Annotated in this window: 17 protein-coding genes; 9 read left to right on the top strand and 8 right to left on the bottom strand. The window is 73.1% G+C overall.

Going from position 1 to position 20,410, the window contains the following annotated elements; all coding sequences use genetic code 11:
- The first annotated feature begins 16 nt into the window (after positions 1 to 16).
- Positions 17 to 955: an ion transporter gene (locus R2737_00425; GenBank protein MEZ5114702.1), complete on the top strand. Its 939-nt coding sequence runs from the start codon at positions 17 to 19 to the stop codon at positions 953 to 955.
- On the opposite strand, the gene R2737_00420 is transcribed toward R2737_00425, so the two are convergent.
- The 5 genes from R2737_00420 to R2737_00400 all read right to left on the bottom strand — a co-directional run bounded on the left by R2737_00420 (position 934) and on the right by R2737_00400 (position 5,653).
- Entirely contained in the window at positions 934 to 1,173 is a 240-nt protein-coding gene (locus R2737_00420) for a hypothetical protein (protein MEZ5114701.1), read from the bottom strand. The two genes, R2737_00425 and R2737_00420, sit on opposite strands and share 22 nt — an antisense overlap.
- Positions 1,170 to 2,636, bottom strand: coding sequence for a glycosyltransferase family 2 protein (locus tag R2737_00415; GenBank protein MEZ5114700.1), 1,467 nt, complete (start codon positions 2,634 to 2,636; stop codon positions 1,170 to 1,172). Before R2737_00415 ends, R2737_00420 begins: the two co-directional genes overlap by 4 nt.
- A 113-nt stretch (positions 2,637 to 2,749) precedes the next feature.
- Positions 2,750 to 3,481, bottom strand: a complete 732-nt coding sequence (locus R2737_00410; GenBank protein ID MEZ5114699.1) for an SHOCT domain-containing protein — start codon at positions 3,479 to 3,481, stop codon at positions 2,750 to 2,752.
- A 20-nt stretch (positions 3,482 to 3,501) separates the two neighbouring features.
- Complete coding sequence (locus tag R2737_00405) at positions 3,502 to 5,247, bottom strand: potassium channel family protein (protein ID MEZ5114698.1); 1,746 nt, start codon at positions 5,245 to 5,247, stop codon at positions 3,502 to 3,504.
- Between the two features lie 19 nt (positions 5,248 to 5,266).
- On the bottom strand, positions 5,267 to 5,653 hold the full coding sequence (locus R2737_00400) for a DUF6394 family protein (protein ID MEZ5114697.1): 387 nt from the start codon (positions 5,651 to 5,653) through the stop codon (positions 5,267 to 5,269).
- 220 nt (positions 5,654 to 5,873) lie between these two features.
- On the opposite strand from R2737_00400, the gene R2737_00395 reads away from it, so the two are divergent.
- Positions 5,874 to 6,551, top strand: a complete 678-nt coding sequence (locus R2737_00395) for a hypothetical protein (GenBank protein ID MEZ5114696.1) — start codon at positions 5,874 to 5,876, stop codon at positions 6,549 to 6,551.
- Between the two features lie 12 nt (positions 6,552 to 6,563).
- A complete protein-coding gene (locus tag R2737_00390; protein ID MEZ5114695.1) occupies positions 6,564 to 9,311 on the top strand; it encodes a hypothetical protein in 2,748 nt (915 codons plus the stop codon).
- A gap of 36 nt (positions 9,312 to 9,347) precedes the next feature.
- On the opposite strand, the gene R2737_00385 is transcribed toward R2737_00390, so the two are convergent.
- Positions 9,348 to 10,346 (bottom strand): patatin-like phospholipase family protein, encoded by a 999-nt coding sequence (locus R2737_00385; GenBank protein ID MEZ5114694.1) that lies wholly within the window; start codon positions 10,344 to 10,346, stop codon positions 9,348 to 9,350.
- 24 nt (positions 10,347 to 10,370) lie between these two features.
- Between R2737_00385 and R2737_00380 the strand changes: the two genes are divergently transcribed.
- The 6 genes from R2737_00380 to R2737_00355 all read left to right on the top strand — a co-directional run bounded on the left by R2737_00380 (position 10,371) and on the right by R2737_00355 (position 17,225).
- Positions 10,371 to 11,564, top strand: a complete 1,194-nt coding sequence (locus R2737_00380) for a hydroxymethylglutaryl-CoA reductase (GenBank protein ID MEZ5114693.1) — start codon at positions 10,371 to 10,373, stop codon at positions 11,562 to 11,564.
- A 75-nt stretch (positions 11,565 to 11,639) separates the two neighbouring features.
- Positions 11,640 to 12,026, top strand: a complete 387-nt coding sequence (locus R2737_00375) for a VOC family protein (protein MEZ5114692.1) — start codon at positions 11,640 to 11,642, stop codon at positions 12,024 to 12,026.
- Positions 12,023 to 12,964, top strand: a complete 942-nt coding sequence (locus R2737_00370) for a hypothetical protein (GenBank protein MEZ5114691.1) — start codon at positions 12,023 to 12,025, stop codon at positions 12,962 to 12,964. The genes R2737_00375 and R2737_00370 overlap by 4 nt, the downstream gene beginning before the upstream one ends.
- A gap of 32 nt (positions 12,965 to 12,996) precedes the next feature.
- Positions 12,997 to 14,280 (top strand): MFS transporter, encoded by a 1,284-nt coding sequence (locus R2737_00365; GenBank protein ID MEZ5114690.1) that lies wholly within the window; start codon positions 12,997 to 12,999, stop codon positions 14,278 to 14,280.
- A gap of 119 nt (positions 14,281 to 14,399) precedes the next feature.
- Positions 14,400 to 15,740, top strand: coding sequence for a hypothetical protein (locus R2737_00360; GenBank protein MEZ5114689.1), 1,341 nt, complete (start codon positions 14,400 to 14,402; stop codon positions 15,738 to 15,740).
- A gap of 30 nt (positions 15,741 to 15,770) precedes the next feature.
- A complete protein-coding gene (locus R2737_00355) occupies positions 15,771 to 17,225 on the top strand; it encodes an alpha-L-fucosidase (protein ID MEZ5114688.1) in 1,455 nt (484 codons plus the stop codon).
- Here the strand turns inward: R2737_00355 and R2737_00350 are convergent.
- On the bottom strand, positions 17,191 to 17,865 hold the full coding sequence (locus R2737_00350; GenBank protein ID MEZ5114687.1) for a DUF6629 family protein: 675 nt from the start codon (positions 17,863 to 17,865) through the stop codon (positions 17,191 to 17,193). The genes R2737_00355 and R2737_00350 overlap by 35 nt on opposite strands.
- A 22-nt stretch (positions 17,866 to 17,887) precedes the next feature.
- A complete protein-coding gene (locus R2737_00345; protein MEZ5114686.1) occupies positions 17,888 to 20,380 on the bottom strand; it encodes an amidase in 2,493 nt (830 codons plus the stop codon).
- Positions 20,381 to 20,410: the final 30 nt, after the last annotated feature.

The raw sequence follows: 20,410 nt of genomic DNA, 5'->3' as shown, positions 1-20,410 counted from the left end.
GGCAGGATGGTTCGGCGTGAGCGACGGTCCCCTGCCCCCCACGACGGTGCACGTCGCCGGCCTGGAGGTCCAGGGGGCCCGGCCGCGCAAGAAGGGCGACGGCCGCAAGCTGGCCACCTGGGACCGCTACATGCGGCTGCCGATCGTCCTGGCCGCACTGCTCCCCCTGGTGATGGCCCCGGGGCCCAACCACTGGCTGACCTACGTCCTGGGCATCGGGACCTGGCTGGTGTTCGTCGCCGACTTCGTGGTCCACGAGCGCCTGCTGGTGCGCTACACCAGCACCTGGCTGGGGCGGTTCGACCTGGCGATCGTGATCCTGACCTCGCCGTGGTACCTGATCCCCGGCGTGCACGCGGGCAGCTTCATCGTCATCCTGCGGCTGGCCCGGCTCGGCCGCGCGCTGATCGTGGTGCGCGGTGCCCGGCGGCTGTTCCAGCGGATCGGCCGGGTCGCGATCTTCGGCGCGCTCATCGTCGTCAGCGCCTCCGCCGTCGCCTACTCCGCCGAGGAGGCCGTCAACCCCGAGTTCTCCTCCTTCGGGACCTCGCTGTGGTGGGGCTACGTCACGCTGACGACCGTCGGGTACGGCGACATCGTGCCGGTCACCGACGTGGGCCGCTGGGCCAGCGTGGTCATCATGACCACGGGCATCGCGATCCTCGGTGTGCTGTCCGGTTCGCTGGCCAGCTTCTTCCGCATCACCCCGCAGCAGGACGCCGAGGACGAGAAGGTCGCCACCGAGGCGCGCCGGGCCCAGGGCGAGGAGGACGACGCCTCGGCCGAGCTGCCGGCCGAGGTGCAGGCGCTGCCCTCCGACGTGTCGACGCTGACGCAGCAGATCGGCGAGCTGCGCGCGGAGATCCGGCGGCTCAGCGACCAGGTGGCGACCCTGCGGCCGACCGGCGGCGCGGACCAGGCCGGCGGCGCGAGTCAGACCGGGGCGTCGGGGTAGATCGACCGGGTCTCGCGGCGCCGGTTGCGCCCGCCGCGCAGCCGGAACCACAGGTCGGCCGGGTGCACCTTCGGCAGCATCTTCGCGACCGCGAGGGTGACGTACAGCAGCGTGTTGAGCGCCACGAACGAGGCCCAGACCGCGAACCACTCGCTGGTCAGCCACTCGGCGGGGAACAGGATCCCGGCGAGGAGGGCGGTCGGATCGAGGCCCGTCACGACGCCCCCTCTCGCGATCTGCCGGCCCCCGGTCCCGACGCACCCGCACCGGCGGTGGCGCGCTGGACGTGGCCCCAGCGGGCCTGCCGGTTCAGCGTGATGTCGACCAGCCCGGCGACGAACACGACGTCCAGGAACAGGTCGTAGAAGAGCTCGGGGAAGAGGGTGACGGCCAGCAGCCGCGCCCGCCAGCCCCCCGCCCAGACCGTGACCACCCGCTCCGCGACGAACACCAGGCCGATGCCCAGCCAGAACGGGAACCAGATCCAGGTGTCCGCGGCGAACACGAGCACGAACATCAGCGCGAGGTAGGCGGCCAGCGCGATGGTCCCGTATCCGATCCCGATCTGCTGGGCCCAGTAGCGGGCCGTTGCGGGCGTGAGGCCGTACGCCCCGATGTTCTCCACGGCGCCGCGCTGCCACCGCATCCGCTGCCGCCACAGGTCGCCCCAGGTCGGCATGATCTCGGTGACCACGCGGCACTGCGCCGGGGAGACCATCAGCGCGCCGAGGCTCTTCAGCGCGATGGTGATCTCGTTGTCCTCCGTCAGCGCCAGCGTGTCGTAGACCTGGCCGGGGACCCCGGGGATGGACACGTCGCGGTGCTCGGCGACGGTCCGCATCGCCAGCGGCCGGAACATCGAGCTGGTCCCGGTGAGCACGAACACCTTGCCCCGGCGACGGCGGATCGTGCGGCCGTAGCGGACGTACTCGTTGCGCTGGAACAGTCCGAGCAGCCCGCCGCCGGGCTCGCCGTAGAAGACGCCGCCGATCGCCATCAGCGCCCGGTCGTCGGTGAAGCGGCGCACGGCGTGCTCGAGGAAGCCGGGGTCCAGGGCGGTGTCGGCGTCCATCACCTGGACGACGTCGTTGTGGCCCTGCTCGGGCAGCAGCCAGGCCAGGACCTGGTTGAGCGCACCGGCCTTCTTGTCGGTGTTGTCGACGGTTTCGAACACCTCGACGCCGAAGGACCGGGCCACCGCGACGGTGTCGTCGGTGCAGTTGTCCGCGACGACGATCACCCGGTCCGGGGGTCGGGACTGGGCCAGCAGCGCCGGCAGCGTCTCGCGCAGGGTGTCCTGCTCGTTGTGCGCCGGGATCAGGGTGGTGACCGTGACCTCGCCGAGGAACACCCCGTGGGTCTGCGCCATGACGAGCTTGGGGGCGAGCGGGGTCTGCCGGGGCCGGTTCGCGTGCCGCCACCGCCGCGCCCAGAACCAGTCGACCGTCGCCACCACGGACGTCGCCAGAGCCGCGACGGCGATCGCACCCCAGAAGTAGCGCGGCGGCGGCGGGTCGGTGGTGTAGAGGATGTCGAACCGGCCGAGCACGAACTCCTCGACGGGGGTCGGGGTGTTGATGGGCAGGTCCTCGGCGACCACCAGCCACAGCAGCACCGCGGCACCGATGGCCAGGCCCGCGATCAGCAGGCCGACGACGCGCGACAGCCAGGGGGTCTTCATCCGCGCCCCGTCACGAGACGAGAGCGGAGTACGCCCACAGGCCGGCCCACAGGCCGACGACGATCGCGACCGCGTGCAGCACCACCATCGCGGCCTTCCACCCGGTGCTCGAGTCAGGAACCATCATCGCCTCCGAGGATGCGGGCCTTCGCCCGGCGGAACTCGTCGTCGCTGAGCGCCCCCTCGGCGTACAGCCGGGCCACCCGCTCCAGCGCGCCCGCGACGTCGTCCTCGGTCACGGGCGGCGGCGGGGTCGTCGGGTCCGCGGCGGCTGGGGACGGTGAGGTGCCCGGGTGGACGGCGGCGCGGCCGGCCCGGGTCAGGCGGACCGGCGGCATCCCCGCGACGAACGACCCCCTCACCGTTGCCGAGCTGTCGGACGGGGCATCCGCCCAGAAGGTGGCCCGGAACGCGGCGGGGCTCAGCAGCGCGAGCAGCGGCAGCCCGCCCATCGCCCAGAACAGGACGCCGCAGATGATCCACGACCACGCCAGACCGTCCTCGACACCGGGCGGGTTGAGCCCGTACGCCCAGAAGTTCCAGCCCAGGCTCAGGAACAGCGCCGGCCACGCCAGCAGCACCAGACGGGGACCGGGCAGCCGGATCGAGCCCAGCAGATAGACGAACACCGCCACGATCCCGAGGAGGATCGACAGCGGCACGGCCCAGCCGGTGCCGCCGGGGCAGGTGGCGCTGATCTCGTACGGGCCGCCGCTGGCGCAGTAGCCGCCGATGTCCATGACGGCGCGCATGGACAGGAACAGCACCGTCAGGCTGGCCACGAACAGTGCCAGACCGAGGAACGCCAGCACCATCGACCGCACGGTCCTGCCGGTGCTGCTCACGACCGGATCATCCCCTCGCGTCAGCGGCCCGGACCGGGCGTACGGGCCAGCTTGCGCCAGACCCAGCTGGACGGGACGACGTCCCCCGTGAGCACGTAGTCCGCCGCGGTGTCCACGACCAGCGTCGTCTCCATCGACCGGCGGGCCGTGCCGCGACCGGCCATCAGGACGACGTCGTCCACGGTCAGGGCGGCGTCGGCCGCGGGCTCGGGGTCGTACGCGCTGCCGCGCGCGAGCATCAGCGGAAGCGCGGCGAGCGCGGAGTCCCGGTCCTGCGGGTCGCGCAGCAGGTCCCCGAGCCGCACCTCGCGGTCGCGCATCCGCCGCACCACCGCCGGGGCCCCGGCCATGGTCAGCGAGACGGTCCACAGCTCCGGGGAGCCGTTGCCGCAGCAGTCGACCAGCCGCTCGAGCCAGGCCGCGGACCAGGCCTCGTCGCGGTGCTGCACCTCCTGCAGGAACTGCCACAGGAACGGCGCCGCGATGTGCGCGAGCGCCTCCTGGGTGACGACGGCCTGCGGGACCATCAGCAGGTCGACGTTCATGGCGGCGAACAGGTCGGTGTTGGTGCGCTGGTTCTGCCGCGCCACGATCGCGACGCCCGGATTGACCCGGCGGGCCGCGGCGATGAGCGACAGGTTGGTGGTGTCGTTGTCGGTGCCGGCAACGAAACCGGCGGCGTCAGCGACGCCCGCCGCCTCGAGGACGTGCGGCTCCGTCCCGTCGCCGACGACGATCCCCGGGTCGTCGGACACCGGGGCCGGCTCGACCACGACCACGTCGAGGTCGTCCTCGCGAAGGTCCTTGACCACCTCGCGACCGAAGCGGCCGTAGCCGCACACGACCCACCGTCCGTGGCCGAGTGCCTCGTGCCGGTCCGGGAGCGGGGTCCCCGGCTCCGCGGTCAGCCAGGTCGCGAGCTGCTCCTCGGTGGGCGCCCGCAGGGCGATGCGCAGGTGATCGCCGAACCGGTCGAACGGGTTGATGACCGTGGGCGTGGCGAAGGTGTGCATCCGGTGCGCCACGGCCGGTGAGGAGCACCGCGCGATCACCGGGATGTCGGGGCGCAGCACACCGGCGGCCATGGTGACCGCCAGGTTGGCCTCGTCGTCGTCGGTGATCGCCAGCACGCCCTCACAGAACGGGTGCGCCAGTCCGGCGACCCCGAGCACCTCGGGGTTGCGCGCGTCGGCGACGATCCCCGGCACGTCGGCCCGGTAGGAGCCGAGGTCGAGCACGTGCACCCGGTCCTCGTCGAGGTCGACGACCACGAACCGCCGCCCGGCCTCGTCCAGCCGCATGCCGATCGCCTCACCGGTCTGGCCGTGCCCGGCCATCAGCCAGAACGGCTCGCGCAGCCGGGCGACCCGCCGGCGGAAGCGCCGCACGGACAGCGCGTGCCGGAACGACCGGTCCTGCAGCAGGCTGAGCATGGTGCCGATCGCGTACGCCCAGCCGACGACGGTCAGGTAGATCATCCCGGTGACCCATAGCCGCTGGGCGTCGTTGAACGCCTCGGGGATCTCTCCGAAACCGATCGTGGTGGCGGTGTAGCTCATGAAGTAGAACGCGTCGAAGAAGCCCATCCGCCACGGGCCGTCGGGCGACTCCCCCGGGATCAGGGTGAGCCCGACGATGCTCACGGTGAAGATGACGATGAGCACGATCAGGGGGGCGCGCATCCGCCGCAGCACCACGAACACCGCGGCCGAGGACGCGGCGATGCTGACCGGGGTGGCCGTGGTGACCGGCGCCGACCCGCTCATGCCGTGCCTCGCCCCACGATCAGCGGCGCCGGTAGGACACCGTCTCGGTCACCAGCAGGATCACCGAGACGATGTTGGCGAACAGCGCCCCGCCGGACAGCGACACGACCGCGGCCATGGACTCCGCGTCCAGGCCACCGGGGGACACGTTGGACGAGTAGACCCACACCACCGAGGCGGCGATGAGCTGCAGGTCGGCGACCAGGCTGGTCGCCAGGTGCACCGCGCCCATCTGCGTGCGGTCGCCGAACTTCAGCACGGTCGCGATCAGGTTGACCGCGACCGCGGCGAACAGCTCGTAGGGGTTGTGCAGCTCCACCCGGTCGATGTCGCCGATGAAGAAGCCGAAGTTGAGGGTCGCGGCGAGCAGGACGAAGAAGCCGAAGATGACCTTCTCCAGGTTCACCCGGCACCTCCTTCGCCGTTCGCCATCGTAGGGACGGGCGGGCCTCGTTGCCGGGTTTGCCGGGTGTCCGGGTGGGTCCACGCGCGGCGCCGGCGGCGGCGACGGGCGCTGCGAGGCAGACGGATGCCCCGGCGCAGCGGCGGGGACCTCCGCCCCTGGATCCGACCGCGCCCGCGGCGTAGGCCCGAGGTAGGAGCAGGAGCCTCGGGAGGTGACCCGGATGCGCAGGATCCTGGTGGTGGCCGCGCTCGTCCCGGCGCTGGTGCTGACGGCGGCGCCCGCGTCGCAGGCGGACCTGGCGGACCGGGCGGAGACGACCGGTCGGGCCCGACCCACGGTCGCGGCCGCCTCGGTGCCGACCGTGACCGGTCCGAGCAAGGCGACCGTCGCCACCCGGTTCGTGCTCGCGCTGAAGCAGAAGCGCTACGCCGTCGCGCGCCGGTACGTGTCCGGCCAGGGTCCCGGCGGCGTCGCGGCCGTCGTGCGCCGGCCGTGGAACAACCAGACCGCCGCGTGGGCCCGGGTGACCGGTGCGAGCTGCGACGGGTATCTCTGCTTCGCCCGCAACTTCCCCGCCACCCCGGCACCGGCCTGGTACGTGGTGGTGCGCGGTGGTCGCTGGCGGGTCGTCGCGCGGGCCTACCTCGCGGCCGCGGACTACGTGCAGTTCACCGGCAATCGGGGCTGCCTGCGCAAGGACGTGAAAGTGCGCAACCGGTCCGGCGCCGGCTACAACGTGATCCTCACCGCTGAGGCCGGCAGCCCGGTGCGCTGGACGGCGAAGACCCAGGAGCTCATCAACGTCGCGATCGACGTGGGCTGGACGACTCCGAAGGCGAACATGGTCTACGGCTACGTCCCGAATCCGGGATCGCTGGTCGGGCCCTGCGGGGAGTGACACCATCCGGGCATGACCCGGCCGGAGACCCCCGTCCCGCTCACCGCGGAGGAGGCGCGGCTGGCCGAGGCCGACGGGTCCGGGGTGCCGTGGCGCCGTTGGGGGCCGTACCTCGCCGAGCGGCAGTGGGGCACCGTCCGGGAGGACTACTCCCACAACGGGGACGCCTGGGGCTACCTCACCCACGACCAGGCCCGGTCGCGGGCCTACCGCTGGGGTGAGGACGGGATCGCCGGGGTCAGCGACGACCGGCAGGACCTGTGCCTGGCCGTGGCACTGTGGAACGGTCGCGACCCGATCCTGAAGGAGCGGCTGTTCGGGCTCACCAACGCCGAGGGCAACCACGGCGAGGACGTGAAGGAGTACTACTTCTACCTGGACGCCACGCCTACGCACTCCTACCTGCGGCAGCTCTACAAGTACCCGCAGGCCGAGTTCCCCTACGACGACCTGGTCCGGGTCAACCGGGCCCGCGGCCGCGACGAGATGGAGTACGAGCTCGTCGACACCGGGGTGTTCGACGAGGACCGCTACTTCGACGTCGAGGTGGAGTACGCCAAGGCGGACCCGACCGACCTGCTGATGCGGGTCACGGTGCACAACCGCGGCCCGGCGGACGCCACGGTGCACGTGCTTCCCACGCTGTGGTTCCGCAACACCTGGTGGCGCAGCGACCGAGCACCGCGCCCATCGATGCGAGCGAGCGACGACCGGACCGTCCTCGCCGACCACCCGCGGCTGGGCACCTACACGTTCGTCGTCGACGACGGCGCTCGACTTCTGTTCTGCGACAACGAGTCCAACACGTCGCTGCATCCCGACGACGGGCCGGTCCACCGCTACCCCAAGGACGGCATCCACGACCACGTCGTGCACGGCGCTCCGACGGTGAACCCCGACGGCGTCGGCACCAAGGCCGCGGCGGTGTGGGAGCTCAGCGTGCCTGCCGGCGCGTCGGCCGCGGTGCGGGTGCGCCTGGTCGAGGGCGACGAGACCGGCGGCCTCCCCGGCGCGTGGTTCGGCGCCGGCTTCGACGCGATCCTGGATCGCCGCCGGGCGGAGGCCGACGACTTCTACGAGGCGATCACCCCGGAGTCGCTGGACGCCGACCGGCGCGCGGTGCTGCGGCAGGCGCTCGCCGGGATGATCTGGTCCAAGCAGTACTACGAGTACGACGTCGACCGGTGGCTGCGGGACCGTGGCGGCCGGCTGCTGCCCGTCGAGCGGTTGGACGAGGAGGACCCGCGGGCGCGCAACCGGCACTGGGGGCACATGCGCAACCGCCACATCCTGTCCATGCCGGACACCTGGGAGTACCCCTGGTTCGCCGCGTGGGACCTGGCGTTCCACGTGCTGCCGCTGTCGATGGTGGACCCCGCATTCGCGCGCGAACAGGTCGAGCTGATGCTGTCCGAGGCCTACCTGCACCCGTCCGGCCAGATCCCCGCGTACGAGTGGAACTTCGGTGACGTCAACCCGCCGGTCCACGCGTTCGCCACCCTCGCCATGTACTTCCAGGACAAGCACGCCCGCGGCGAGCCGGACCTGGACTTCCTGCGGCGGGCCTTCCACAAGCTGCTGCTCGTCTTCACCTGGTGGGTCAACCGCAAGGACCCGGAGGGTCGCAGCGTCTTCGAGGGCGGCTTCCTCGGCCTGGACAACATCGGGGTGTTCGACCGGTCCCGGACGCTGCCCACCGGCGGCCGGCTGGAGCAGGCCGACGGCTCGGCCTGGATGGGCTTCTTCGCGCTGAACATGTTCGAGATGGCCGTGGAGCTCGCGCAGCACGACCACAGCTACGACGACTACGTGCTGAAGTTCCTGCGGCACTTCCTGCAGATCTCCGCGGCCACCGACGCGCAGACCGGACAGGGGGATGCGATCTGGGACGAGGAGGACGGCTTCTTCTACGACGTGCTGCGGCTGCCCGACGGCGTGGCGATGCGGCTGAAGGTGCGCTCCATGGTCGGGCTGCTCCCGCTCGCGGTCACGGCAACGGTGCCCGAGCGGCTGATGGTCGAGCACCCCGAGCTCGCGCTGGAGGCCAACGACCAACTGCGCCGCAACCGCGACCTGCTGGACCGCATCGCCGACCCGCGGGTGACCGGGCCGGAGGGGCTGCACCTGCTCTCCGCGGTCAACGAGGAGAAGCTGCGCCGGGTGCTTCAGCACATGCTCGACGAGGACCGCTTCCTGTCCCCGTACGGCATCCGGTCGCTCTCCCGCTGGCACCGGGACCACCCGTTCCGGCTGGACGTCCACGGGGAGACGTACGTCGTGTCCTACGAGCCGGCGGAGTCCCGCTCCGGGATGTTCGGAGGCAACAGCAACTGGCGCGGGCCGGTGTGGTTGCCCGTCAACACCGTCCTGATCCGCGCGCTGCTGCAGTTCTCGCACTACTACGGTCCCGACTTCCGGGTCGAGCACCCCACCGGCTCCGGGCACCAGCGCACCCTCGGGGAGGTGGCCGTCGATCTGGCCGAGCGGATCGTGTCGGTCTTCCTGCCCGACGGGACCGGCCGGCGGCCGGTCTACGGCGGGACGCACCGGTTCCGCGACGACCCGCACTGGCGGGACCTGGTGCTGTTCTACGAGTACTTCCACGGCGACGACGGCGCGGGGCTGGGCGCGTCCCACCAGACGGGGTGGACCGGGCTGGTGGCGCTGTACCTGCAGCTGCTGCCCCGGATGGTGGAGGGGCGACTGGACCTGACCACGCCGTGGCCGCTGGCGACCCGCTACCGCCGCCCACTGTCGTGAGGCGGGGCGCCCGGTCAGCGCCCGCGCTGGCCGGGGTCAGCGCGCCGCGCTGAGCAGGTCACGCACCGGGCCGTGCGCCGCACGCAGCTCCGCGGTGACGGTCTCCACCGTCTCCCGCGCGATGTCCGGCCGGCGTCCGGCGTCCATCGTGCCCCCGCTCATTCGCGCCCGGGCCGACGCCGCGGGGTGGAGCACCAGGACCGGGGTGCCGGACCGCAAGATCCGGCGGACCTCCGCGGCGAGCTGGGCGCGCGCCACCGAGCGCCACACGTGATCGCGGCTGGCGTGCACCAGGTCGCTGGTCGACATCGGCGCGCTGATCACCACGGCGTCCAGGCCGAGCCCGGACACCACGTCGGCGTTGCAGAACGAGTGCACCCCGCCGTCGACGTAGCGGTGGCCGTCCACGACCACGGGAGCGAAGTAGCCGGGGATGGCGCACGACGACGCGACGGCCTCCCCGACGGTGGCGGGCACGTCGTCGCGACCGAACACCACCCGGGCGCCGTCGTCGAGGCGCACCGCGCAGATCCACAGCGCCTCGTCCGGCCACGAGTCCTCGAAGACGCCCGCGAAGCCGACCCGCATGTCCTCGGTGCCCACCCGCCCCTCGGGCAGCAGCGCGGACACCCACGCGCCCGGGCGCACGGTCCACGGGCGGCGGGCGGCGCGGGCCAGCAGGCCGGGCGAGGCCGGCGCCCAGCGCGACCCGCCGGCGGAGGCCCGGGCCGGGGCCACCAGCGCCGGCGGCATCCCCGCCATGATCCGGGCACCCTCGGCCGACAGCGGCTCCCCCGTCATCCGGGGCAGGAAGTCCGCGGGCGGCAGGCCGGCACGAAGCAGCGACGCGGAGGTGGACCCGGCCGAGGTCCCGACCAGGACCTCGGCGGTGCGCGCGTCCCAGCCCCACTCCCGGTGCAGCGCGGTGATCACCCCGGCGTGGAACGCCGTCCCCGCAAGGCCGCCGCTGCCGAGCACCAGGCCGACCCGCGGCCCCCCGGCTCCGCCCCCGACCGGCCCCTGCGTTGTCCCCACCCTGGCAGCGTAGGGTCCCGCCGCATGAGCGAGCCGACCCGCCGCCCCGTCCCGCGCGACCGGACCGCCGACCACACCGACGAGCTGGCGGCGCGGCGGCGCGAGTTCGTGCGGGAGGAGACCGGGGCCGACCTGCACCATGTCGGGTCGTACTCCCTGGACCCGGCCACGCTGCCGGGCAACATCGAGAACTTCACCGGCGTCGCCCAGGTGCCGATCGGCCTGGCCGGGCCGTTGCGCATCCACGGCCAGCACGCGCAGGGGGACTTCTACGTCCCGCTCGCCACCACCGAGGGGACGCTGGTCGCGTCCTACAACCGCGGCATGCGGCTTCTCAGCGAGGCCGGAGGGGTGCGGGCCACGGTCGTCGACGACCGGATGCAGCGGGCGCCGGTGTTCGTGTTCGACGACGCCCTGCAGGCCGCGGAGTTCGGCGCCTGGGTGGTCGAGCACCACGACGACATCGCCGCCGCGGCGCAGGCGACGACCAGCATCGGCCGGCTGCTCGAGATCGAGCAGTACGCCGTCGGGCCGCTGCGCTACCTCCGCTTCGACTACACCACCGGTGACGCGGCCGGGCAGAACATGGTCGGGCGCGCGACCTGGGCGGCCTGCGAGTGGATCCGGGCCCACCACCCCGACGCGCCGCGCTACCTGCTGTCCGGCGCGATCGACACGGACAAGAAGCACTCCGAGATCAACGTGCTGCGGACGCGGGGGAAGCGAGTCGTGGCCGAGGCGACCCTGCCCGCGGACCTGCTGCGCAGCATCATGGGCGTGGACCCGACCACGTTGTTCTGGGGCCGTCAGATCAGCCAGACCGGCAACTTCCTGGTGAAGTCGGCCAACAACGGCGCGCACGCGGCGAACGGGCTGGCCGCGCTGTTCATCGCCACCGGGCAGGACGTCGCCAATGTGGCCGAGAGCCACGCCGGCATCGTCTACACCCAGCTGCTTCCCGACGGCTCCTACTACTGGTCGATCACGCTGCCCGCGCTCATCGTCGCCACGGTGGGCGGCGGCACCGGGCTGGCCACCCAGCAGGAGTGCCTGCGGATGCTCGGGTGCGACGGCCCGGGCAAGGCGCACAAGCTGGCCGAGATCGCGGCGGCGGTGGTCCTGGCCGGCGAGGTGTCGTTGAGCAGCGCCGTGCTGGCCGGGGACTGGGTGGACGCGCACGAGCGGCTGGGACGCAACCGCCTCGACCCCGACGGGTAGCCGGCCCCTCTGTGGCGGAGTAACCGGGACGTTGCGACCCTGGCGGCGGTGGGCCGCCGGGTGCACAGTCGGGCCATGGCGAAGATCGTGCACTTCGAGCTCCCCATCGACGACCCGGTGCGGGCCACCGCGTTCTACCGCGACGTCCTCGGGTGGGAGGTCGCGCAGTTCGGCGAGGCCCCGTACTGGCTGGTGACCGGCGGCGACCCGCAGGCACCGGGCGCCAACGGCGCGCTGGTGCTGCACAACGAGACCCAGGCCGCGCCCGTCCTGATCGCCGGGGTCGACGACATCGACGCGGCCCTGGACCGGGCCGTCGCGCTCGGGGCCGCGCTGGTGCAGGCGAAGCTGCCGGTGCCCGGCGTGGGCTGGTCGGCCTACGTCCGGGACCCCGAGGGCAACACCCTCGGGCTGTTCCAGGACGACCCGGCCGCTGCCTACCCGGACGCGGGGCCGGCGTGACCCGGCCCGCGCGCACCCGGGCGGTGCTGGCCGTCACCGCGGTCACCGCCGCCGGCGCGCTGCTCGCTGCCGGGTGCAGCTCGAGCACCGAGGCGCGTATCGCCGGTGAGTCCTCGGCGTCCGGGTCGTCCGCGTCCCCGGAAGAGTCCCGCGGCATCCCGGAGTCGCCGTTCCCGGAGTCGCCGGTGCCGGAGTCACCCACCGCGGAGCCGGTGCCGTCGAACGCCGCCGTCGTCGCCGCCTGCTACGACTACTCGTACGCCGAGTTCGACGCCTGGCTGGCCCCCACCGACCCGGTCCCGTGCGACAGCCCGCACCGGGCGCAGACGGTGCAGGTCTACCGCTCGGTCACCCCGCCGTTCCCGGAGGAGACGCTGCGCAACCCGACCGAGGAGCAGTCCGACCAGATCGTGGAGGCGATCGGACAGGAGACGTTCGCCGACTGCGACGCGACCATCGAGGCCCTGGTCGTGAACCCCACCGGCATCCCACTGCGGTTCTCCTCGTCGCTGCTGTTCGCCCCGGACGGCTCCGGCGGCCTGGTGCTGCGCTGCGACGTGGGCCTGCTGTCGATCGACGGCCAGGACCTGCTGGCCCTGCCGAACCCGCTGCGCGAGTCCGCGGCCGCTCCGCAGGACGCGCTGCGGTACGCCACCTGCTACACCGCCGCGGACTCCCCGTCGCGGGTGAAGTGCAGCGCCGCCAAGGCCGAGCTGCTCTACGCCCAGGCCCCCAAGGAGCAGGTCGTCGGGTCCGACACCTGGCCCGGCCTCGCCACGGTGGAGAAGAAGGCACTGGCCTTCTGCCGGAAGCAGGCCCGCGAGGACTGGGCCATCCGCTACTTCTACCCGGGCAGCGCCGAGGACTGGGAGACCGTCCGTAGCATCTCCTGCCTGACGCCGGCGAAGGACTGGCTGGTGGACCAGACGACCCAGTAGCGCAGGGGGCGCCCCCTGCGGAGGGAGGCGCCATGGGGACCCGCCTCCACCGCGCCTGGCTGGTCGCCGGCGTCACGTTCCTGGTCCTGCTCGCGTCGGCGGCGTTCCGCTCGTCGGTGGGGCTGATGCTGGTCCCGCTCGAGGAGGAGTTCGGCTGGTCCCGCTCGGCCACGTCGCTGGCCGTGTCGCTGAACCTGGTGCTGTACGGCGTGACCGCGCCGTTCGCCGCGGCGCTGATGGAGCGTTTCGGCATCCGCCGGATCGTCGTCCTCGCCCTGGGGCTGATGGCGGTCGGCAGCGGGCTCACCGTGCTCATGACGTCGCAGTGGCAGCTGCAGGTGCTGTGGGGCCTGTGCCTGGGCCTCGGGACCGGCGCCACGGCCCTGGTCCTCGGCGCACTGGTCGCGGGCCGCTGGTTCACCCGCCGGCGCGGGCTCGTGGTCGGCTGGCTCGGGGCCGCCTGGGCGACCGGTCAGCTGGTGTTCCTCCCGCTGATCGCCTGGACCATCGAGATGCACGGCTGGCGGTCCGCGTCGCTCGGCATCGCGCTGGCCTGCCTGGCGCTGGTCCCGCTGGTGGCGCTGGTGCTCGCCGACCGGCCCGCGGACGTGGGGCTGCGCCCGTACGGGGCGACGGGCGAGCTCAGCACCGACGAGACGCGCCGCAACACCACAGGGAGCGGGTGGTCCGCCGCGCGGTCGGCGCTGACCGTCCTGCGCGAGGCGGCCGGCAGCCGGGCGTTCTGGCTGCTGGCCGGCACCTTCTTCGTGTGCGGCTGGACCACCAACGGCATCGTCTCGTCGCACTTCGTCCCGACGACGCACGACCACGGCATGGCGGCGACCACCGCGGCGGGACTGCTCGCCGTCGTCGGCGTGTTCGACATCGCCGGGACCCTCGGGTCCGGCTGGCTGTCCGACCGGTTCGACCCGCGGATCCTGCTCGCCGCGTACTACGCGCTGCGCGGCGTGGCGCTGCTCTCGCTGCCGCTCATCCTCGGCCCGCAGGTGGAGCCCCCGCTGCTGGTGGTGATGATGCTGTTCGGCCTGGACTGGGTGGCCACGGTGCCGCCGACGGTGGTGCTGTGCCAGCGCATCTTCGGCACCGAGCGCGGCCCGATCGTGTTCGGCTGGGTGTTCGCGTCGCACATGGTCGGCGCGGCGGTCGCCGCGGCCGTCACGGGGGCACTGCGCCAGGCGCAGGGCGACTACGCCACCTCGTGGTTCCTCGCCGCCGCGCTGGCGCTCGCGGCGTCGCTGGCCTCCCTGGCCATCCCGGCCGCCCGGGGTCGGATCCACCAGCCGACGCCGGCCTGAGGTCGCCGCTGGCTGCGGGCATCCGGCCCCCGAAGGCGTCCGCCCCCGAAGGCGTCCGCCCCCGCAGGCGTCCGGACGGGCGCTCGTGCCAGGGTGGGACCGAGGCAGACAGAGGGCGGGTGACCACGGTGTTCGACTGGTCCGGGCTGCCGGGGTCGGTGATCCGGGACCTGGCCGCGGCGCTGGGGATCCCCCGACGCGGGGCGGTCGAGCGGCTGGCCGGTGCGTACCCCGAGGGGCCGACCGCGGACCTGGTGGGCCGCGCCTGGCCGGCGATCCGGGACGGCTGGGTCGCGCGCGACCCGGACCTGCGCTCCCGGGTGGTGGTCCGGCTGCGTTCCCGGGGCCTGGGCAACACCCGGCTCGACATCCGCACCGCGGCCGAGCAGAAGGCCTACCTGCGCACCTGCCGCAACGCGTCGGGACTGCGGGAGTCCGTGGCGCAGGAGCTTCGTGCTGCGCCGACCGGGTCGTCACCCGCGCCCGGCGGAGACGGCGCTCCGTCCATCGACGCCAAGGTGACCGCCGCCTGGGCCGCCTTCGAGCGCCGGCTCACCCGGGTGCTCGAGGGCGGAGCGGCCGACGACCACGTGGTCGTCGAGCTGCCCACCACCGCGGACGGGAGCGACGAGACCGGCGGCTACTACGTGCAGTGGGCCGTGGACGGTGACGACGCCGCGTTCGAGGTGGAGGCGGTCAGCAACCACTACCTGCCGTCCGGCCACCGGCTCACCGGCACCGCCCTGGGCCGGATGGCCGCGCTGGGCTGGCAGCCGCCCGAGGCCGAGGGCGAGCAGCACAACTTCCACCTGACCGTGCCCCGCGACCAGGCCGCTGACCTCGCGCACCGGCTGGTCCGGACCCTGCGCGACGTGTACGCCGCCCCGCACCCGGTCTTCCTCACCGCCCGCGGGCTGAACGGCGAGGACACGGTCGACGTCAGCGGCCTGCGACTGGCCGCTCCCTCGGACACCGCGGACGACGTGCTGATGCGGGCCGTCACCGCGGCCATCGCGGAGAACCTGCACCGGGACCCCGGCGACCTCGTCGTCGACGAGGACGGCGACATCCCGATCCGGTCCGGCAGCGCGATGATCTTCGTCCGGGTCCAGCCGCAGTGGCAGCGGGTCGACCTGTTCAGCCCGGTTCTGCTCGACGTGACCGACAGCCCGGAGCTGCGGGCCCGGCTGATCGGGCTGCAGACCGAGGTCCCCTACCTACGGTTCGGCGTCCAGGACGACGTGGTGACCGCCGGGTTCCAGGTGATGGCGAACCCGTTCGAGAAGACCCATCTGTGCCGGGCCCTGGACCTGATGGCCGCGGCGTGCGACGACGTCGACGACGTGCTGCAGTCCGAGTTCGGCGGGCGCACGTTCTTCGGTCAGGTGACCCGCACGGGCAACGGCACCCCGTCGCGCCTGCCGTCCACCTCGCCGCCGGAGGTCGGCGGTTACCTGTAGCGCCTTCGCCGGGGCAGTACCGTGACCGCCGTGAGCGACGACTGGTCTGCCCTGGAGGGCCGGGCGCTGCCGGCCTGGTTCGACGACGCGAAGCTCGGCATCTTCCTGCACTGGGGGCTCTACTCCGTCCCCGGCTGGGCCGCGCGCACCGCGGACATCCAGACGATGATGCGCGAGGGTCCGGAGAAGTTGCTGCGGGACAACCCCTATGCGGCGTGGTACGCGAACACGATGCGCATCGACGGCAGTCCCACGCAGGAATACCACGCGCAGACCTATGGCTCGGGATTCCCGTACCCGTCCTTCGCGGAGGAGTTCGACCGGCAGTCGGCAGGCGCGGACCTGGACGAGCTCGCCGAGCTGTGCGCGCGGGGCGGCGCCCGTTACGTCGTGCTCACCACCAAGCACCACGAGGGCTACTGCCTGTGGCCCTCGGAGCAGCGGCACCCGCGGATGGGCGAGTACCACTCCTCCCGTGACCTGGTCGGGGACATGACCGAGGCGGTCCGGCGGGCCGGGATGCGGATGGGCCTGTACTACTCCGGCGGATATGACTGGCCGTGGAACGACGCGGTCATCAAGTCCGCGCCGGATATGGTGCTGGCCACGCCGGAGGGCGACTACGTCGACTACGCCGAGGCGCACGTGCGCGAGCTGATCCACGGGTACGAGCCCGCCGTGCTGTGGAACGACGTGTGCTGGCCGGCCGGGGGCAACCTGCCCGGCCTGTTCGAGGAGTACTACGAGACCGTCCCCGACGGGGTCATCAACGACCGGTGGCGGCAGTCGAGCCGGTCGTACGTGGGCGACGCGGTGACCCGGGTCGCGGGGCTGGTCGCGCAGGCGGCGTGGCGGCTGCTGCCGGACAAGACCCGCTCGCTCACGTTCCCGACCGCGGGGCACTACGACTTCGCCACCCCCGAGTACGCGCAGAAGGACAGCATCGAGGCGAAGAAGTGGGAGTCCACGCGCGGCATCGGCCACGCGTTCGCGTTCAACCGCAACGAGGACGTCAGCCAGGCGCTGACCGTCACCGAGCTGGTGCGCACCTTCGTCGACATCGTGAGCAAGAACGGCAACCTGCTGCTCGGGATCGGGCCGCGCGCCGACGGCACCATCCCCGAATGGCAGCAGGAGGTGGTCCTCGGCCTGGGCTCCTGGCTCGCCGTCAACGGGGAGGCGGTGTTCGGCACCCGGCCGTTCGACGTGTCCAGCGGCAGCACCGCGGACGGGACGGACGTCCGCTTCACCCGGACCGGCGAGTCGGTGTACGCGGTCCTGCTGGGCACGCCGGGCCAGAAGCAGGTCCGCATCAGGGGACTGCGGGCGGAGGGCCTGATCGGCGCCGTGCTGCTCGGCTACGGACAGGTCCCGGTCGTCGAGCACGCGGACTCCGTGGAGGTCACGCTGCCCGACCGGCTGCCGACCGCGCCCGCGCACGCGGTCCGGCTCACGCCGGCGTCGGCCGTGCAGTCCGTCTCCTGACCGGGTCGACGGCCGCGTGCTGCTCGGCCCGCAGGTAGCGGGCGATCAGCACGCTGGAGCACGCCGCCCACAGGCACCACAGCGACGGCAGCCCCGCGCTGGAGACCACGAGCAGCACGCCGACGGCGGCGACGTTGAGGAGCCCCCAGGTCCGCAGCTGGCGGTTGCTTGCGAGCAGGAGCGCCCCGCAGACGGCGAGCAGGTACAGGCCGGACGCGAGCATGTGCGAGCCGACGACGTCGTAGCGTACGTACGCGGTGCACAGCTGCGCGGTCCCACCACCGGCGACCAGCCCCCGGCCCAGGTCCAGCGCCGCGACGGACCCGGCCGCCACCAGCAGGACGAGCGCGTTGCGGCGCCAGTGCACCGGCTCCACGAGCAGCACCGCGACGGGGACGAGCACCGGGAGCAGGACGTACGCGACCCAGAGGTACGCCTGCACCGGTCCGTCTCCCCCGATCCCCCACCACACGAACACCTCGGTGGCCGTGTGCACGGCGAACACCGCGGGGAGCAGCGCCAGCGGGAGCGCCCGCTTGGAGGGGCAGTGCCGCAGCGCGTCGACCGCGACGACGCCGATCGCCGCTGAGGCGACCAGGTCGACCTCGGGCGACAGGCACACGTACGCCACCTCCCCCACTGACGCTAGGGCAGGCGACCCCTCAGCCGGCAGGGCCGTTGGCCCACGGCGCCGCCGCCTCCAGCTCGTACGCCAGCTCCAGCAGCCGGCGCTCCCGGCCGAACGGCGCGGCCACGTGCACCCCGACGGGGAAACCGGTCGACGTCCGGCCCAGCGGGAGCGACACCGCGGGCGACCCGGTGACGTTCTGCAACGGGGTGAAGGAGCTGAAGCGCGGCAGCCGGACCAGGTGGGTGCGGAACTCCACGTCCGGGCCCAGGTAGCCCAGCTCCGGCGCCGGATGTCCGGTCACCGGGGACACCAGCACGTCGACGCGGTCGTAGACGGACTCGTGGTCGCGGGCCAGCCGGCGCAGCCGGCGCAGCGACACCGGCAGCCCGAGCGCGCCGCGCCGGAATGTCCGGCTCAGGCCGTGCGTGAACGGCTCGACCCTGCTGCCGTCGAACCCCTCGCCGAGCATCCGGTCCCCGCCGTTCTCCAGCGCCCAGGACAGGAACGTCCAGTAGCGCAGGAAGTCCGGGCCGAATCCCGGGTCGACCGGCAGCTCCAGCGGCTCCACCCGGTGGCCGAGGGACTCCAGCAGCCGCCCGCAGTCGGCCACGGCGGCCGCCGTCTCCGGCTCGATCGGCAGCCCGCGCAGCCCCTCGGTGATCAGGCCGACGCGCAGTCGCTCCCACCCCGGGCCCTCGACGTGCCCGATCTCCGGCAGCGCCGGGTCCCGGTGCAGTCGTTCGGCCTCGGCGTAGTAGCGCGCGGTGTCGCGCACGGTGCGGGTCACCACCCCCTGGGTGGTGATGTGCACCGGCAGCCGGCCGAGCTCGGGCAGGTCGACCAGCCGGCCGCGCGAGGGCTTCAGCCCCACCAGGCCGCAGCAGGCCGCGGGGATGCGGATCGACCCGCCGCCGTCGTTGGCGTGCGCCATCGGCACGACCCCCGCGGCCACCAGCGCCGCGGAGCCTCCGCTGGACCCGCCCACCGACCTGGTGGGGTCCCACGGGTTGCGGGTGGCGCCGTACCGGCTGGACTCGGTGCTGGCGGTCAGGCCGAACTCCGGCAGCGTGGTCTTCGCCAACGGCACCAGGCCGAGGGCGAGGTACTGGGCGACCCAGGGCGACGACGCCGGCCGCGGGGAGGTGGGCGTGGCCCACGACCCGTGCGACGTCGGGAAGCCGGCCAGGTCCTCGTTGTCCTTGAGCAGCGACGGGAGCCCGGCGAACGGGGCATCGGGGTCGACCGGCGGCAGCGCCGGGTCGTCCAGGTCGATCCAGGCGGTGACGGCGTTGAGCTGCGCGTCCGCGTCGCGCGCGCGGGCGAGGGCGGCGTCCCGCAGCTCCGCCGCGGACACCTCACGGCGATGCAGCCGGTCGAGCAGCCCGGTCAGGTCATCGGTTCCCAGGGCGTCGTCGCGGACCATGCTCACGGTCGTCGGCTGCACGGGATCACTGTGGCGCACGGGTGGCCCGGTGGGGCGGGGACCGGTCGTGATCGCGGTCAACGCCATCGGCTCCGGCTGCGGCTCCGGCTCCGGCTGCGGCTGCGGCTCCGGCTGCGGCTGCGGCTCCGGCTCCGGCGCCTGGTCGGTCGCGGTGTCAGCCGGGCGGTCCTGCTCGGCGATGCCCGCCGTCAGCGCGGCGACCGAGTACAGCGACACCGACTGCAGGTAGAGCACGAACATCACCCCGATGGGGGCGGCGAAGGCACCGTACTGGGGCTTGCTGATGGTGTAGCCGACCAGCAGGGCCATGACCACCTTGAGTGCCTCGATCGCCACCGTGCCGACCACCGCTCCGACGACCCGGGCTCGCCGCGCGGGGCGGATCCCGCCGAAGTGGCCGAGGATCAGGTAGACGATGACGAAGTCGACGACCAGGGTCAGGGCCACGGCCAGCGCGGTGAGCAGGAACCCCGGCCCCTCCCACTGGATGTCGAAGAACTCCAGCAGGGTGTCCGACAGGTTGGTCAGCAGCGTCGAGGACACGAACGACACCACGATCAGGGGCCCCAGGGCAAGCAGCCACCCCAGCGAGATCACCCGGGCGAGCAGGAAGTTCCGGGTGTCCTTGGGTGCTCCGTAGATCAGGTGCAGTGACCGCTTCGCCGCGAGCGCCCCGCCGGAACCACCGTAGAGCAGGCCGACGGCGCCGATGATCGACGTCGACCGGCCGATCGCGGCCAGCGTCGTCGGGTCGACCCCTCCGTCGCCGAGCAGGCCCGGGAAGGCCTGGTCGAGGGCCTCGGTGAGGTACGACGAGATCTGGTCGGCGCCGAGGGCGGCGGTGAGGCCGTACGCGAAGGTGATGATCGAGAACATCGCCAGGAACAGGTAGTACGTGGTCCCCGCGGCCAGCAGGGGCACCTGCGCGTGCGAGAAGCGCTGGAACGTCCGGTAACCCACGCCCACCCCGGTGCCGACCGCTCCGCCGTCCGCCGTGAGGCGGGCCACCGGTTCCGGGGTCGGCTTCGGCGGCGGGTCGAGCACCCGGCCGGGGATCGGCGGGGGGATCGCGGTCTCCATGCACAGGGCGTACCACAGAACCGTTCGCCC

This window comes from Candidatus Nanopelagicales bacterium, from assembly GCA_041393815.1.
Taxonomy (GTDB): domain Bacteria; phylum Actinomycetota; class Actinomycetes; order S36-B12; family JAWKJK01; genus JAWKJK01.
The sequence above is the reverse complement of the archived record's forward strand: the minus strand, read 5'-3'. Positions and strand labels throughout refer to the sequence as shown.

Bases quoted from the DNA above. Each gene is read 5' to 3' on its own strand.
- R2737_00415 (MEZ5114700.1), bottom strand. From the start codon at position 2,636: ATGAAGACCCCCTGGCTGTCGCGCGTCGTCGGCCTGCTGATCGCGGGC.
- R2737_00405 (MEZ5114698.1), bottom strand. From the start codon at position 5,247: ATGAGCGGGTCGGCGCCGGTCACCACGGCCACCCCGGTCAGCATCGCC.
- R2737_00395 (MEZ5114696.1), top strand. From the start codon at position 5,874: ATGCGCAGGATCCTGGTGGTGGCCGCGCTCGTCCCGGCGCTGGTGCTG.
- R2737_00390 (MEZ5114695.1), top strand. From the start codon at position 6,564: ATGACCCGGCCGGAGACCCCCGTCCCGCTCACCGCGGAGGAGGCGCGG.
- R2737_00380 (MEZ5114693.1), top strand. From the start codon at position 10,371: ATGAGCGAGCCGACCCGCCGCCCCGTCCCGCGCGACCGGACCGCCGAC.
- R2737_00375 (MEZ5114692.1), top strand. From the start codon at position 11,640: ATGGCGAAGATCGTGCACTTCGAGCTCCCCATCGACGACCCGGTGCGG.
- R2737_00365 (MEZ5114690.1), top strand. From the start codon at position 12,997: ATGGGGACCCGCCTCCACCGCGCCTGGCTGGTCGCCGGCGTCACGTTC.
- R2737_00345 (MEZ5114686.1), bottom strand. From the start codon at position 20,380: ATGGAGACCGCGATCCCCCCGCCGATCCCCGGCCGGGTGCTCGACCCG.